The organism is Rhizobium sp. O111, from assembly GCF_055616315.1.
This window is the reverse complement of the sequence record NZ_JBSHXL010000004.1, coordinates 109176-124712: the sequence shown is the minus strand read 5'-3', so window position 1 is coordinate 124712 and position 15537 is coordinate 109176. Positions and strand designations below refer to the sequence as shown.

The 15537-nt window shown below is 57.4% G+C and carries 12 protein-coding genes and 1 riboswitch; of the genes, 2 read left to right on the top strand and 10 right to left on the bottom strand.

The genetic code is table 11. From position 1 onward, the window contains the following. Positions 1-220: 220 nt before the first annotated feature. The 5 genes from ACVTFQ_RS32075 to ACVTFQ_RS32055 form a co-directional block, all read right to left on the bottom strand. Positions 221-1705 (bottom strand): amidase, encoded by a 1485-nt coding sequence (locus tag ACVTFQ_RS32075; protein ID WP_236774513.1) that lies wholly within the window; start codon positions 1703-1705, stop codon positions 221-223. A gap of 25 nt (positions 1706-1730) precedes the next feature. Continuing rightward, positions 1731-2423 carry an ABC transporter ATP-binding protein gene (locus ACVTFQ_RS32070; protein WP_142859740.1) on the bottom strand — a complete coding sequence of 231 codons (693 nt, stop codon included), beginning with the start codon at positions 2421-2423 and terminating at the stop codon, positions 1731-1733. Positions 2424-2425: 2 nt separating this feature from the next. After that, positions 2426-4051 carry a branched-chain amino acid ABC transporter ATP-binding protein/permease gene (locus ACVTFQ_RS32065; RefSeq protein ID WP_161991862.1) on the bottom strand — a complete coding sequence of 542 codons (1626 nt, stop codon included), beginning with the start codon at positions 4049-4051 and terminating at the stop codon, positions 2426-2428. Positions 4052-4219: 168 nt separating this feature from the next. Further along, the gene (locus tag ACVTFQ_RS32060; protein ID WP_142859743.1) at positions 4220-5461 is read right to left on the bottom strand and encodes an ABC transporter substrate-binding protein; all 1242 of its coding nucleotides are present in this window, start codon (positions 5459-5461) and stop codon (positions 4220-4222) included. Next, positions 5442-6317 carry a branched-chain amino acid ABC transporter permease gene (locus tag ACVTFQ_RS32055; protein ID WP_161991863.1) on the bottom strand — a complete coding sequence of 292 codons (876 nt, stop codon included), beginning with the start codon at positions 6315-6317 and terminating at the stop codon, positions 5442-5444. The genes ACVTFQ_RS32060 and ACVTFQ_RS32055 overlap by 20 nt, the downstream gene beginning before the upstream one ends. 205 nt (positions 6318-6522) lie before the next feature. On the opposite strand from ACVTFQ_RS32055, the gene ACVTFQ_RS32050 reads away from it, so the two are divergent. Next, the gene (locus ACVTFQ_RS32050) at positions 6523-9234 is read left to right on the top strand and encodes a LuxR C-terminal-related transcriptional regulator (RefSeq protein ID WP_142859747.1); all 2712 of its coding nucleotides are present in this window, start codon (positions 6523-6525) and stop codon (positions 9232-9234) included. On the opposite strand, the gene ACVTFQ_RS32045 is transcribed toward ACVTFQ_RS32050, so the two are convergent. The 5 genes from ACVTFQ_RS32045 to ACVTFQ_RS32025 all read right to left on the bottom strand — a co-directional run bounded on the left by ACVTFQ_RS32045 (position 9231) and on the right by ACVTFQ_RS32025 (position 13865). Beyond that, complete coding sequence (locus ACVTFQ_RS32045) at positions 9231-10397, bottom strand: mandelate racemase/muconate lactonizing enzyme family protein (RefSeq protein ID WP_142859748.1); 1167 nt, start codon at positions 10395-10397, stop codon at positions 9231-9233. The two genes, ACVTFQ_RS32050 and ACVTFQ_RS32045, sit on opposite strands and share 4 nt — an antisense overlap. Before the next feature lie 581 nt (positions 10398-10978). Beyond that, entirely contained in the window at positions 10979-11893 is a 915-nt protein-coding gene (locus ACVTFQ_RS32040) for a LysR family transcriptional regulator (protein ID WP_142859750.1), read from the bottom strand. Then, positions 11890-12390: a riboflavin kinase gene (locus ACVTFQ_RS32035; RefSeq protein ID WP_142859752.1), complete on the bottom strand. Its 501-nt coding sequence runs from the start codon at positions 12388-12390 to the stop codon at positions 11890-11892. The genes ACVTFQ_RS32040 and ACVTFQ_RS32035 overlap by 4 nt, the downstream gene beginning before the upstream one ends. A 52-nt stretch (positions 12391-12442) precedes the next feature. Then, the gene (locus ACVTFQ_RS32030) at positions 12443-12868 is read right to left on the bottom strand and encodes a GlcG/HbpS family heme-binding protein (protein ID WP_142859754.1); all 426 of its coding nucleotides are present in this window, start codon (positions 12866-12868) and stop codon (positions 12443-12445) included. A 16-nt stretch (positions 12869-12884) separates the two neighbouring features. Continuing rightward, positions 12885-13865 carry a D-2-hydroxyacid dehydrogenase gene (locus ACVTFQ_RS32025; protein WP_142859756.1) on the bottom strand — a complete coding sequence of 327 codons (981 nt, stop codon included), beginning with the start codon at positions 13863-13865 and terminating at the stop codon, positions 12885-12887. A gap of 114 nt (positions 13866-13979) precedes the next feature. After that, positions 13980-14068, top strand: a riboswitch (glycine riboswitch). Positions 14069-14193: 125 nt separating this feature from the next. Here ACVTFQ_RS32025 and ACVTFQ_RS32020 point away from each other — a divergent pair. Continuing rightward, on the top strand, positions 14194-15444 hold the full coding sequence (locus ACVTFQ_RS32020) for a D-amino acid dehydrogenase (RefSeq protein ID WP_142859758.1): 1251 nt from the start codon (positions 14194-14196) through the stop codon (positions 15442-15444). Positions 15445-15537 lie beyond the last annotated feature (93 nt).

Genomic DNA, 15537 nt, shown 5'->3' with positions numbered 1-15537 from the left:
AGAGGCTGATGCCGTAGCGTGCATGCACCCGAGCCGGACTTGCCATGACGCGTCGGCATTCTCCTCCAGTCAACGCCCACGCTTCGATTTCAAATAGCTGAGCGGGGGCCGTCATGATCTACGGCCAGACGGAGGAGGTAAGATTGGATCAATCACGGCTCCGAATTATGTACCTATCCCGCGAGGCCAATGCGATAACACTCAGGACCGGTGACATAGATCATCTCGCCGGCATCTCGTAGCCCCCAACCCGGTCGTGCAACAACTGAGCAAAGCGCAGAGTCGTGCGATCGTCAAGGAAATCGCCGACAACTTGGACGCCAGCAGGCAAGCCGCCGATAAAGCGTCGTGTAGGAATGACGGTGGATGGAAGGCTTGCCACGGTGATCAAGCCCGGCCACTTGAGATTGTCAAGATAGGGTCGCTTTTCGCCGCTGATATCGATTGTACGCGCGAGCTGTGCAACATGGTCTGCTCCGTGATGGTCATGCGGAAAGGCAACGGTCGACATGACAGGGCAGATCAGAACATCGCAGTCGCGGAAAAAGGCACCCCAGATCGTTCTCAATTGCTCTCGATGCTCAAGATGACCTTGCCAAGCCCTTAGATCCTGCACCGTTGCGGCGGCAATCCATTCGCCATAGCGACCGTTGTTGCCGCCGACCGCCTCGCGCGCGGTCTTGCTGTCAACATACATTTTCTGTGGCGCACTTGCGCAGAACTCGCCAAACAGCATGTTGAAGTAGGTGTTCGCGGACGCGTCGGTATCAACATCGGGCCGCGCGGCCCGGACGTTCACACCCAGCCGTTCAAGATCCTTTATCAATCCCTCAATCGCGTCCGCATATGCGGTATCAACCGGATAGGTTCTTTCGTCGAGCCAAACCCCGACACGGAAATCTTCGAGCCGCTGGTGTCGGGGTTCCGGAAGGGGCCAATGGCTGGCAGTTCGCGAACGTTCCGCCGGTCGCGAGATGACGTCGAACAGAAGGTCCAGATCGTAGGGATCGCGTGCCATCGGTCCTGCGACCAGCATTTCGGCTTTGCGCAGAGTATTTGGGCCAGGCGGCACGTGGCCTTGCACGGGCACCACGCCGTAACTGGATTTGTGACCGTAGACGCCGCAGAAATGCGCTGGGCATCGTATCGAGCCGCCGACGTCGCTGCCGATCTCAAGAGGCGTCATGCCCGCAGCAAGCGCGGCTGCGGCCCCGCCTGACGATCCACCGGGCGTTCTGGAAAGATTCCAAGGATTGTTGGTGGTGCCATAGATCGGATTGTAGGACTGATGATCACCCGCGCCTTCCGGCACGTTCGACTTACCGAATATGACAGCGCCAGCGTTGCGAAGAGCGGTGACGACCTCCGAGTCACTCTCTGGCATGTAGCCAGACAGATGCGGCAGACCTCCGGTTACGGGCATACCAGCGACGCTGAATACGTCCTTTATTGTCATAGGCAGTCCTTGAAGGATGCCCTTGTCCTCGCCACGTCCGCGCGCCTCGTCTGCCAATCTCGCCTCGAGCCTAGCTCTTTCCTCGTCGATGGCCACGATGGCATTGATCTCGGGGTTCACGGCACGCACCTGATCGAGATGCTGGTCGAGCAATTCGACCGCGCTTATCGCTCCGCTGCGCATTTGGCTCAGCATCTCGGTCGCTGTTTGGAATACACCCGATCTTGTTCCGGCACCGATGGGATTCACGTTAAGCTCCATTTCTTTTCAAGATTCAGACGACGAGGAGGTCCGTCAGCCGGTTATCTGCCAAAAGCTCTGAGGAGTTGCCCGAGATCGCCAGACGACCATGATCCAAAACCATGACCCGCCTGCAGATGCTCATGGCCAGTTTCGGATTTTGATCGACGAGAAGAAGGGCTATGCCCTGCTGGGCCGAGACCGAGACAAGCACCTCGACAAGCAGCTCGACAATTGATGGCTGCAGTCCCTGCGTGAGTTCGTCGATAATGATCAGCCGGGCACCCGTCATCAATGCGCGGGAAATCGCAACCTGCTGCTGGAGGCCGCCAGAAAGTGTCCCAGCGAGCTGATCGGACCGCCGCACCAGGTCAGGAAAGTAGGAGAAGACGTCTAGCATGCAGGGCCGATATGCGTTCATCCTGGCCAAGCGAAGGTTCTCGCCGACAGTCAAGCGTGGAAAGACGCCGCGGGTGTCTGGGATGAACGTGACTCCGGCCCTGGCCAAGCTTGCGGGCGACCGTGGTGGCAAAGGAACGCCGTCAATTGAGATAGTTCCGCGGCTTCGGTCGGCGAGACCCATAATCGTCCTGAGGAGTGTCGTTTTGCCTGTTCCGTTGCGCCCGAGCAGCGCAAGAGTTTCGCCTTCGCGCAACGTGAACGACACCTCACTGACAATCTCTATGTCCTTATAGCCTCCTGAGAGACCCTTGATATCGAGCAACATTGTCACCTCTGTCCGAGATAGGAGCGCCGAACTTCAGGATCTGCGGCAACCTGGTCCATTGTGCCCTCTTTCAATATCCGGCCCTGGTGCAGACAGATGACCCTGTCTGCAAGCTTCCGCACCAGTTCCATGTCGTGTTCGACGCAAACAATCGCGCAGCCGGTTTTTTGTCGTAGCTCTTTCAGGTCGTCGACGACCAGTTCGGATTCATTGCGAGCGAGCCCGGCCGCCGGCTCATCAAGCAGAAGCACATCTGGTCGTCTTGCCAAAGCCATGGCGATTTCGAGCATACGGCGTTCGCCAAGGGACAGCTTTCCCACCGGCACGTCCCAACGGGTTTTCTCCAGTCTCCGGTAACGCTCCGGCTGCACCTCGCTCGCGCCTCCCTCTTGCCGCGCAAGGATCATGTGGTCACCTACGGTGAGTTCCGGAAACAAGCTTGGCACCTGAAATGTGCGTGACAGCCCGAGTCGAACTCTGGTGCTCGACGACGTTTCAGTCACGTTCCTGTCCTTCAACAGGATCGAACCGCCGCTCGATGGCAGGAGCCCGGAGACAGCATTGAGCATGGTACTCTTGCCTGCGCCGTTCGGACCGATAACGCAAACGATCTCGGAAGCCCGGATAGAAAGGTCGAGTTTGTTGATGATGGTCGATCCACCCAGAGAGACAACAAGATCGCGCGTCTCAAGGCTAATACCGGCTGTACCCGTGTCCTTAGCTAACCCGGGCTTGCCCATGTCTTGTGGCTTGACCGGAGCGACATGCTCGCCTTTTTCAAACAAGCCGACGATCCCGCGTGGCATGAACAGGACGCTGAGCACGAAAAGGACGCCGAGGATGAGGAGATAATAGTCCCCAACGGAACCCGCCAGGGCGTCCTGGCCGTAGACCGCAAGAAGAGCGCCAGCGAAGGGTCCAACCAAGGTTCCCCTGCCGCCCAGTGCCACCCAAACGAGTGCCTGCGTCGACAACAGGATGCCGACTCTGTCGGGAGTGATGGTGGTGATGAGAGGGGCTGCCATCGCTCCTGCAAGCGCCGCAATGGCGGCGCCGGTCACGAAGGCGATAACGCGAGTCGAATGAATCTCGATACCCAGATGTTCGGCGCGCTGCTCGTTAAGCCTGATCGCGGTAAGGCGGTTGCCAAGCCTGCGGTCGAGGATGCATGACTTGGTGAGGAGAACCACCGACGCGATGACCCCAAGCGTACTCCAATAATACATATTTGTGTCACTGGGTGGGGCGACGAACAGACCGTTGCTACCACCTGTCACGCCAACCCAGGTTATGGCTGCCTTCTCGGCGAGCAAAGCCAATGCCAGCGTCAGCACGGCCATTGTCGAGGGGCTGGAAGCGCGCCGCAACCCGGCTCCTCCCACGGCGGCTGCAATGACGCAGGACACCGAAATCGCGCCGACAAAGCCCCAACCAGTCCAGATGCCAAACTTGGCTGCCAACCCGACACCATAGGCGCCGCAACCGAAGAAGATCGCTTGACCGATGGATACGATGCCTGCTCGCCCCCATGCGATGTCAAGTCCGAAAGCAAAAAGACCGTACAACAACGCCAAGGCCACGAGCTCGACCTGAAATGGGCCCATTAGAAAAGGGACCAAGGCAAGCATCGAAGCCCCAAGCACGGCAGCATAGCCCCCGTTGGACATTAGTTTAGGCATCATGGTGACCAATTCATCTACCCGATTACACTCGAACGACCGGCAATTGACTGGGTGGGATATCGCACTGATGTGCGTCCGAACCGGCTCGCACAATTCACTGAATTCCTTTGCCGATCAGCAGGTCAGCCCTGAAGGCAGCACGCCCGCACTCTCAGCGATCTTCCAAGTTCCCCCCGGGAGGATTTCGCAGACATACATGGGGTAGTCGACCGCCCGAGATGCTGGGGCAGCCTTGAGCGCATCCTCGCTGAGGATCGACTGCACCTCGAGGTCGTCAAATGCGCTAAGAACCTTATCTGCATCAAATGATCCGGCGCGTTGAACTGCCGCTCTGATAAAGTTCCAGCAGTCGAACGCTGCTGACGCGACCGACGGTATTGGCCCATCGCCGTGGGCCTTCTTATACTCCCGGATGAACTCGGCATTACGTTCGTTGTTGATTTCGGGTGTATATCTCGCCACCGTGAACTGGCCATCAACGGCACTGCCCAGTGCCGGATAAAATTCGGGCTGCAGTGAAATTCCAGTAATCTTTGTCTTGGCTAGAAGGCCTAGGCTATCTGCAGCCTTGATGAAGGCGATCGCATCGCCGCCGACAACGCTGGAGAGCACGACGTCGGGCGCGGCCGCCTTGAGCTTCGATACGACGCTCGACCAGTCTGCGGTACCCAATGGAGCAAATTCTTCTGCCACGACCATGCCACCGGCTGCGACGAGCTTCACCTTGGCATAATCCGTATAGTCCCGCGGGAACTGATAGTCGCTGCCCACGAAGGCCCACTTCTTACCGAAGCGACTAGTCATAAACGGGATGATTGGATCGACCATCTGCGGCACGGTTTCGCCAAGCGGAATCATGCTTCCGCCGCAGCTGTCTGCCTTGTTGCCGGCAGCTGCATAGTTACCCGCCTCTAACTGAACGAAGGGTGTGCCATAAATCGAGGCGATCCCTCGGACCGCGGTAGTCTCATCGTAGGTTACCGTGCCAACAATCAGATCTACCTTTTCTTGCTGAATGAACTTCTTGGCGAGCATGCTGGCCATGGACGGCTGGGACTGGTTATCTTGGGTGACCATCTCGACCGGCTTCCCGCCCAAACCGCCCAAAGCATTGATCTTGGCCAGCCCGAGTTCCAGTCCACGCCGCATCGCCTCACCTTCGGGAGAAATCGGACCAGTGAGCGGGGCGATAAAGCCAATCTTGAAAGAGCGGTCTGCCGTGAACCCGCTGGCGAGGGACGGTCCCGTCCATGCTCCTCCAATGCCCGCCGTCACAGCGGCGCCGAAAGCTCCCTTCAACAGTCCACGCCGAGAGAGAGTTCTCGAGCCCATCATATCAAGTTTGCTGAGTTCCATGTGATGTTCCCCTTTTTTTGAATTTCCATGCTATTCCGCGCGGCCAGACGGTCACGATGATCACAAGCAGCGCAAAAAGGATTCCGTCTGCGATCGTCACCTGGAATTGCCATCTCAGAATGATGAGCAGCAATTGAACAATGGAGGCTCCGATGATTGGGCCGAGGATGGACCCCTCCCGTGCGATCAAGACGCTAAAGAATGCCGGAGCGATGAAGCTCAATCCCATTGTGGGGGTGATCGAAAGCGTTGGAGCAACCAGAGCACCCGCAAGCAGCGCCATGGCCGACGCGATCGCGAAGACGAGCGTGAAAACATGTTGCGGCGCTATCCCGAAAACCGACGCCATTTCCACATTGTCGATGGAGGCGCGAATCCGCAGTCCGATATTTGTCTTATAGACCAGAAGAATGACAAGACCGACTATCGTCAGCATCCCCGCGCCGGCAAGCAAACGATAGAGCGGATAGGTGACACCTAGAACCTCGACCGACGTCGTGACCGGCATGTCGACGCCCTTCTGGGATATGGAGAAGGCGACTGAAACAAGTTGCTGCAGGACCAGCCCGATCCCCCACGTCGCAAGCAACGTTGCGATGAAGCCTTGGTGATAGACCCAACGCAGCACAAAGCGTTCAAGGATAAAGCCCAGGCAGAGGCCAATGACGACGGTCGACCCGAGCGCCGCCAAGAACGGCATGTCGCGCATCGCGTACATGCAATACGCGCCGACCATTACCATGTCCCCTTGGGCGATGTTGACAATTTTGAGCTCCCCCATAATCAGCCCGAGGCTTAGGGAGATGAGCGCCAGCGCCGAGAATGCCCAAAAAAAATCCAGTATCAACTGCAGCAACACGTGCTCCACCCCACCAGCAAACCATCCCTCTTGCCGTGCTCAAAACGCTATCACCGTTAGAAAGGGCTATCCCCCCCTCGAATGGGGGGGTGAGATGAGGTAATAGGTGACGTGAGGTAGACGCGCCCTGAAACAACGGACCACGGTGCGCGGGGGGATCTAGATCAGGCGCTAGAGACGCCTACAAGCGAAGTGGGAGGTAATGATGACGGCGGTTCCTCACACGAAACTGGCACCGCGCGCGATCAACTTCAAAGAGATGGCGCGCCCGCGGCTAAAGCAGTTCCTGACGACGGCATCCAGCACGCGCGTCACAATCGTCACTGCGCCCGCTGGCTACGGAAAAACCGTCACATTACGGCAATGGCGTGAAGTCCTGCTAACTCAGGGAGAACGTGTCGCCTGGATGGAGCTTGACCAGCGCGACAATGATCCATCGTCGCTCTCTCGCTTGTTGCAACAGGCAATCCTCGGTGAAGAGCTTGCCGACCCGCGTTCTTGGCGCGCGAGCCTCGATGCGTTGATCGAGAGAATGTCGCTCCTGCCGGAACGGGTTTGGCTCATGTTCGACAATTACAGTCTCGACAGCGGTGAAGGGGTGGATGAAGTGATTTCCCACCTCATCGATAATGGGCCGGATCACCTGCGCACCGTCATTTCCGGCCGAAGGCGTCCCCGGATACCGATTGCCAATCTACGTGTCGCAAACCAACTGCTCGAACTTTCCCATGAGCAACTGCGCTACGATCCGGAAGAATTGGTGCGATTTCTGCATACTAAACATCCGGCTGCGATAGATCTCGTTGACCATGAATTCATTACCGCCATCACGCGCGGTTGGCCGGCCGGGTTGAGAATGACCGCGACGATGCTTGGTCGCTACAAACGAACTAAGGACGCCTTGGCAGCCCTTGCACAATTGCCCGCAGAGTTTGCAGAGTTTTTTGCGGAATGCGTGGAAACTGACCTTACACCGCAACAGCTAGCTCTATTGGCCCGCACATCCATGCTCGATGAACTGAGCTTACCTGTGTGTAGGACCGTGGCCGGCGCTGCAGGCATCGAAGATCTCTTTCGCCGGCTGCGGTCTGGTGAACTATTCGCGAATTGCATCGATGAAGGCGGCACGCGGTTCGTGCTTCATCCACAGTTTCGCCAGTACTTGCGGACCTATTTGGACGAAAGGCTAAACGAAGACGGAAAGCTGCGGAATGCCCACGCCAGCGCGTGGTTCGCGCAAAACGGTAACTGGCAACTCGCCGTACAGCATGCCTTCTCAGCCGGAAATACACTTCAGGCGCTGGAATGGGCTCGACGATGCGCGCTCGAAGAAGTCGCGAAAGGCAATCTTTCCATGGTGCTCGGCTGGCTGGGGCAGATTTCTGTGGGCCAACTGATGGGAGATGGCGCGTTGCTGGCAGCCGCGGGCACGGCTTATGCTCTCAGCTTGAGACTGGACGACGCGAGGTCGATCGCAGGCATGATCGAAAATCTGCTTGCGGCGTCACCGTCCGATCCCGCTATCGACGAGCTATCCGACTATCGGAAAAGCCTGTTGATCTTCATCGCTTATATGTCGGATGACGGCACCACGTTACTGGCTCTCGCTGATGAATTTCGTAATTCCGTTTCACAGGCTTGGTCTGTTCTTGTGGTGGGCAATGCCACGATTCATGGGCACTTGATGGGCGGCAACATCGCTCTCGCCCGCGATTCTCTGCAGCCATTGCCCAGCGAAGCTGACCAACCGGCGCTGTCCTTCTCAGTCGTTTGCAGAACCTGCCTGCTGGCTCTGTGCGACGTGGCCGAGAATAGGCTCGACGAGGCAGAACCACGGCTCCGGCAGGCGCTTGACCTGGCGCAGAGGGTCACTGGGAGCGATACCGCGCCTGCTGTACTGGCAGCCAGCCTGCTGGCCTTCGTGCGCTACCAGCGCAACGATCTATTCGAAGCGGAGTCGCTGCTTTCAGGTCACCTCGATCTCATTGAGCAAACATGCTTTGTTGAAGGTCTGATCGCCTGCTATCTGACTTTGGTACGCATCATGGTCTCGCGCGGCGACTGGAAATCGGCATCTCAACTTCTTGAACGCGGGGACGCGGTAGGTCGAAAGCGAGACTGGCTGCGCCTTAGAACCGTTTGCATCGCTGAACAGATAAGGCTCAATTTACTCCAATCTCGACTAGCACAAGCCCGTACTCTCATGACGGGTTTCCGAGGTATGGTTCAGGCCCGGCCACCGACGGACAGGTCGCCGACATCTTACGGCTGGCGACTGCTAAGAATGTGCGAGGCTCGGCTCCTCATCGCTGAGAACAAGCCTCATCAGGCAGCTGAAATTTTCCAGCTTCAGATGCATAGCTTCGCTTGGGACAAGCCAGCCGAGTTGGAAGCGGGGATCGAGTACGCCGTTTCGTTACTAGCGATAGGCAGACGTGGCGTGGCAATGGAATTGATGACCAGCCTTCTTGCGCAAAGCGAGATTGGAGATGTCATCCGCCCGTTCATTGACTGCGGTGCAGGGGCAATCACACTGACGCAATCAGTAATCGCCTTCTTGCAGAACCATAACAGCAAGCGAGTTTCGACGGATTATCTCCACAGGCTGGCAGCTGCTCTGGCAACGGTTCAGGTCGAGCGCCAACATGGATACAATGAACCGTTCGGGACATCATCCTTGACACTGCGGGAACGCGAGGTGGTTAGTCGTGTGCAGCACGGTATGACCAACAAGGAAATCGCATCGGATCTCAAAATTGGCCTCGAAACCGTGAAGTGGCATCTAAAGACGGTCTTCAAGAAATTGAAGGTCAGGAATCGGACCGAAGTTGTCTCGGTAAGTCAGGCGGCGCTCGGTCATCCTGGACCTCGGGACGACGCTGGTCGCCCCGAGACCGAGGATGTTTTTCATTAAGCGGCTTCTTCGAGGTAGTCGTAGCAGCAATATGGCTTGAGGCGTTCGGTATCGACGTCCGCGCCGAGGCCCGGATCGGATCCGACTTCCAGTAAGCCGTTTTTGATGCGGTCTTCGGGAGCATTCTTCAGAACCTGAACGTAGCCCTGGGACTCCGGCAGGTAAGGATAGATTTCGAGGTCCATTGCATTGGCGCAAGCGGCCCAGACCTGAAGCGTAGCGGCCGTACAGAGAGACGACGCGCAGTTATGAGGAGACATTCGTGCGTTGTATGCCTCTGCCATCGCTGCGATCTGGACCAGTTCGAACACGCCCCCGCAATTGCCAACGTCCGGCATGACAACGTCGATAGCGCCGGAATCCAGGAGGTTCTTGAAACCGTTGCGGGTATAGACGCGTTCGCCGGCGGCGATCGGGAACTTGTATCGAGCGGCCAAGTTTTTGAGGCCCGCGAGGTTGAATGCGTCAAGGGGCTCCTCGACCCAGGAGACCTTGAGCTCTTCGCAGACGTCGAGGATTCGAACCAGTTGGTCGTTATTGACGCCACCTGAAAGATCGATGAGCAGTTCGGCCTGATCACCGACGACATCCTTGAGAAGGCGAATACGATCGATAGCGCGCTTGAACTCGTCGGCGGAAAGCGAGCGGCGCTGGACGTGGGTCAGCGTACGGCCCGGCTGTTGCGTTGCAAGAGGATAGCTCTTGAGCATCTTGTAGCCATCCTTGAGCGGGCGCTCGGCGGCCTTGGCCCACTCGGTGGCGTCATTGCAATGGTAGTTCCAGCCGTTCGCATAGACCGGTGCGGTGTCCTGGAAGCGGCCTCCGAAGAAGTCATAGACTGGGACGCCTGCAGCCTTGCCCTTGATATCCCAAAGCGCCTGGTCGATCGCGCTTACCGCAGCGAAGGCGATCGCGCCGCCGCCCTTGGTCCAGAAAGAGTTGTCGTAGATCGCGTGATAGACATGGCGGGGATAGTTCGGGTCCGCACCGATAACGCGCGCGGCATAGTCGGCGACCATGCCGGCTGCACCGCGAGCACCGAGGCCGTATGCCACGGCAGCTTCGCCCCAACCGGAAACTCCCTCATCCGTTACGACTTCGACAAGCACCGGGCGCACACCGCCGGTCGGGATCCGGTACGCCCGGATATTAGTTACACGCATGGCTGCACTCCTTCGTGCAAGGTATCGAGATACCTTGGCTTGGATACTGAGATTTAATCGGAACGCTCATGTCCAGAAGAGGCTTTCGCCCCTGTCTGCTCGCCTGCTCCGGCGGCAACCAATTCATCACCCAACATCGGAACTTTCGCAAAATTGAAGTTCTTATGGGGATATCAGCGGCACTTATGGGGATCACGTCCGGAGTGTAACCGACGATCTTACCGTCCTGGACGAAATCGAACGGCGCGTCGGCCGTTTCAGTCGCGACCGTGAAGACGCCTTTCTCCTGGATCGATGAAAGGGCAGGCCGAGGCGGAGAAGGACACGCCGACGGACATCGCAGCGGAGAGTGCCGCCGACGCTATGTGTTTAAAGATTTTCATGGTTGTTGCCCAGATGGTGACTGTGTCCGAATCCCGGCCCGTCAACGAGTTTTGTGGGGCAGCGAGGCTCTTGCTGCGTCAATCCGCACAAGTGCGCCGCCGAGCGCACTACAGTCATCCCGCATTGCGAAATCGACAGCAAAACCGAAGGTTTTATGCCTCCATGAGTGAAGCTTATGACCAGGCGCGCGGAGAGCTTTAGGTCCGATCGGGTCGGGAGATGTCCTCGTATGACAGCAAGGCCGTCTTGAGGCTGCCGTAGCATTTGTCCGCCACTTTCGACCTCGGTCGATATTTCGGACGGATCAGATAGTAGTGGGACGGAGATGCGTCGGATATCCGGTGGTATACGACATCCAGGCTCCCGTTGGTGAGTGCTCTCATAGCGCCGCACGTGATATTGTCGACCACCGCAACGCCGCCGTTCGAAATGGCAAAACATGCCATCGGGAAGAAGTTGGAAAATTCCACCTTGGGGGGCGCGATTTTCGACCGAATCTGTCGACTGGATCGATTCTCCTCGTAAAGCGTACAGACGTTGTAGCCTTTGATCTCCTCAGTCAGCAGGGTATCGCCTTGCGTCGAGATCAGACCGCGTGGCGAGACGGCGTAAACGGGAATGTTGAAGACCTCGACCTCGAACAGCGGTGAATTCGTCAACACTTCGAACGCCCCCTCATCGGTCAACGCGATGTCGTGAAGTTGGTTTTCCATCTCCGATACGATGGAGGCAGAGGTCCCGATCATGAGACGAAACTGCTGTCCCCCAGCCGCAATCTTGGAAATTGCGGTTGGAACAAGGTGGGTTCCCGCATTCCCGGAGGATATGATCGATATCCTTGGTACCTCGATTGAGGTAAGGCGGCCGAAATGGTGACGTATGTCGTTCAATTGAGCCATCACCGGGCTCACCTGCTGGAATAGCACCTCTGCCTCGGCGCGCGGTGATATTCGTCCTGCGTGTCGGTCAAACAGCGTGGTTGTCAGCTGCTCTTCAAGTGTCGCTATCGTCATACTCACGGCAGGTTGAGTGCGACCGAGATTCTTCGCGGCCTTCGAGATGCTGCCAGTCAACATCACTTGGTAGAATGCCTCGATCTGGTGATATTTCATTTTTTGCGGCCCCGTGCCGTAATCTCATCCCCCAGCGAGATTTTTCTTTTCCGCAGAACCTCCCTGGCCATCACCACGTCCAGATCGATCTGCTGGACCATTGCCTCAAGACCGTCGAACTTTGTCTCGGGACGCAAATACTCGATGAATGTCACCTGACATGTCTGGCCGTAAAGATCGCCGGCGTAATCGAGGACATACGTCTCCAATAGCAACTCGCCGTCGTCGACGACTGTCGGCCGCCGGCCAAAGCTGGCGACACCATTGCGAACGGTTCCGAAGCCATCCCGAAATCGCACCGCATAAATCCCTGGCGCGAGCCTACAGCATCCGCCCAGCTTCATGTTCGCCGTCGGGAAGCCGATTGCACGTCCGAGCTTAGCGCCATGAACGACCACACCTCGAACTTCCACCTGTTCTGCGAGGGTGGTTGCGTATCCATGGTGGTGGGCGCATTCTTCGGGAACCAGCAAGTCCGTTTCTTCAAGTGCAAGCATGTTCGCCTCCTTCGAACGCGCGGGGCGGTAGACACCCGGCCCGCGCGACGGTTCATTCGACGGGGTCGGCCCCTATAGCCGCAAGAGCAGCCCTGCCGACTTCGATGTCCTGATCTCCAGTGCCGGAGCCCACTCCTATTGCACCCGCCAGCTTGCCGCTGAACTTGATCGGCAGACCGCCGGGCAGATTTGTGACGCCGCCGCCAGTGGCAATTCCGGCGGCAATGCTGAATTCGGGTGTCATGCCGCCTGTCTTATTGCGGATGGACGCCGATGTGCGGGCCTTAGCCTTCGCTGTCTGCATGCTTAGGTATTTTGCTCCGTCCATACGGAGACTGGCGATCGTCTCGCCGCTGGCGTCAACGATACAAATGCACTGCGGAACCGAGATTTCCGCGGCTTTCGAAACCGCCGCAGCCAAAGCGTCCAACGCACCTGCGTGCGATAGGACAAGTGCTTCGAGATAGGAATCGGTCATCATATTCTCCTAGGGGTTAGTATCCTGCGGTCGCATCGACACGATTCCGTAAGGGTTCGCCACGCAGGTCCCTGCCAATGTTGTCAGCGAAGATCGAAAGGCAACGGTCGACGTATCCGTCGGCGTCGTCACAGGAAATATGCGGGAAGATGATCAGGTTGGGTACATCCCACAGCTGACTGTCGGCCGACAGGGGTTCCTCGTCGAAGACGTCCAGCGCAGCACCGCTCAGACGGCCATCGACGAGCGCCCTGATGAGGGGCCCCGTATCGACGAGAGGACCTCGCGCGATGTTGAACAAAGACGCGCCTGGTTTCATCAGGGCCAGTTGCTTTTCACCGATGAGCCCCTTGGTCGAGGCAGTGAGAGGGCAGCTGACGACAAGGCAGTCGGCCAGGGTAAGCGCCTGGTCAAGATCTGCGACGGTGAATACCTCATCGGCCGATGGACTGGTCTTACCTGAACGGGTGACTGCTACAATCCGCGGGCCGAACGGGCGCAAACGGTCCGCAATCGCGGTGCCGAGCGCTCCAAAACCTACGAAGACTATGGTCTTCGTATCGATCCCCGTCGCGAGGCGATTGTCCCAGCGATGGAGCCGCTGATTTTGAATGTGTCGCGGCACGCCCTCGCACAACATGAGAACGGTCATTAAGCCGAAAGCGCCGCCCTTCTTCGCGTGTACGCCGCTGCTGTTTGTCAGGACCGCTCCGTTCGGAAGCCAGTCGAGCGGCATATACTTCTCGACGCCAGCACTTGTGCAATGAACCACACGCAGGCGCTTGCCGTGGACTTTGAGGCGCGCGGTATCGAATCCGGAGCCGACGAAATAGTCTGCGGCTTCTAGCGCCTGGTAGTCGGGAAATTGAGCGTTGAATGATCGCACTTCTGCAAATCCCGCTACCGCTCCTAAAGCCTTGAGAACAGCGGGTTCCGAGACGAAGTAGGGGGACCCGGGCGGCACGGCGTTTTCCACGTATACGGAAAAATCACGCATAATCAATCCTTTAAGGTTATTTGTTATGTAGATGCAATTTGTGTGCCAATTTAATAATTTCCGATACGAAGGACTTGCGCAAGATCCAAACATGTGAGTACCCTAAGGGTGTTCGAAGGCCGTGCAGGAGAGATGGCACCGACGCCACGCCGAAGGAGCAACCCCCCAGGAAACTCTCAGGCAACCAAGACTGCACAGTTTGAACGATCTGGAGAGAGGCGCTCGCGTCCACCGAAGGGGACCCCCGTGGGGAAAAGCTCTCAGGTAAAAAGACAGATTGGGGGCTATGGGGCTGGCGAAGCCCCGGCACCAACTGTTGGAGACAAAAGTGCCCCATATCGCTGTATTAGGCGCCGGTATTACCGGCGTGACAACTGCTTACGCGCTTTCACGCCGCGGTTTCGACGTTACCGTTATCGACCGCAATCGTTATCCCGCGATGGAGACCTCGTTTGCCAATGGCGGACAGCTTTCTGCAAGCAATGCTGAGGTCTGGAATCATTGGTCTACGGTCTTGAAAGGCATCAAATGGATGCTCAAAAGCGACGCGCCGCTTCTCATGAACCCTACCCCGAGCTGGCACAAATATTCCTGGATGGGGGAATTTGTGGGGGGCATAGGCGGATATCGCACCAATACGATCGAGACTACGCGGCTCGCAATCGCTGCGCGTCAGCACATGTTCGAAATAGCCGATCGCGAGAAGATTGAGTTCGACCTCGAAAAGCGGGGCATCCTCCATGTCTACTATGACAAACCGAGCTTTGATTATGCCGGCAAGGTGAACGCGATGCTGACCGAGGGCGGCCTGGACCGGAGATCCGTATCGCAAGAGGAAATCAAGGCGATCGAACCCGCGTTGGTCGGTAATTTCTACGGCGGCTTCTTTACGCCGTCGGATTCCACAGGAGACATCCACAAATTCACGCGCGGCCTTGCCAAGGCATGTATGAAACGCGGCGTGAATTTCCTTTTCGACACGGAAATCCAACGGGTAGAATCCGGAGAAAGCACGACTGTTTACTGGAAGCCTGCCGAAAACCCTGGAAGCTCAAGCAACGTCCTGACGGCTGACGGCGTGGTTGTATGTGCTGGCGTCGGCAGCAGGAAAATCGCTGGGATGCTCGGCGATCGAATAAATGTCTATCCGGTAAAAGGCTACTCGATCACGGTTCATCTCGATGACGAGCGAAGCCAGAACGGCGCTCCCTGGGTCAGCCTACTCGACGACCGGGCAAAGATCGTCACGAGCCGTCTTGGAAACGACCGGTTCCGAGTCGCCGGTACGGCGGAGTTCAACGGTATCAATCGCGATATTAGACATGATCGCATCAAACCCTTGGTAGATTGGGTGCGCACGCTCTTTCCAGAGGCCTCGACATCCCGCGTCGTGCCTTGGGCGGGCCTTCGCCCCATGATGCCGAACATGATGCCACGGATAAAAAAGGGCTGCCGTCCCAACGTTTTCTACAACACCGGACACGGTCATCTTGGTTGGACGCTGTCAGCGGCGACGGCGGAACTCGTTGCGGAATTGGTTCAGCAGACGCCGACCTCCAGCGGTCGCAGGACAGCTTGAACAAACCGGGGCCTGGCGTATGTCGGGCCCCGTTATTTCGTCCGTAAGACTGTCTCAAGACTAAGCGCTCTCAATATTGAAACTCAAACCTGA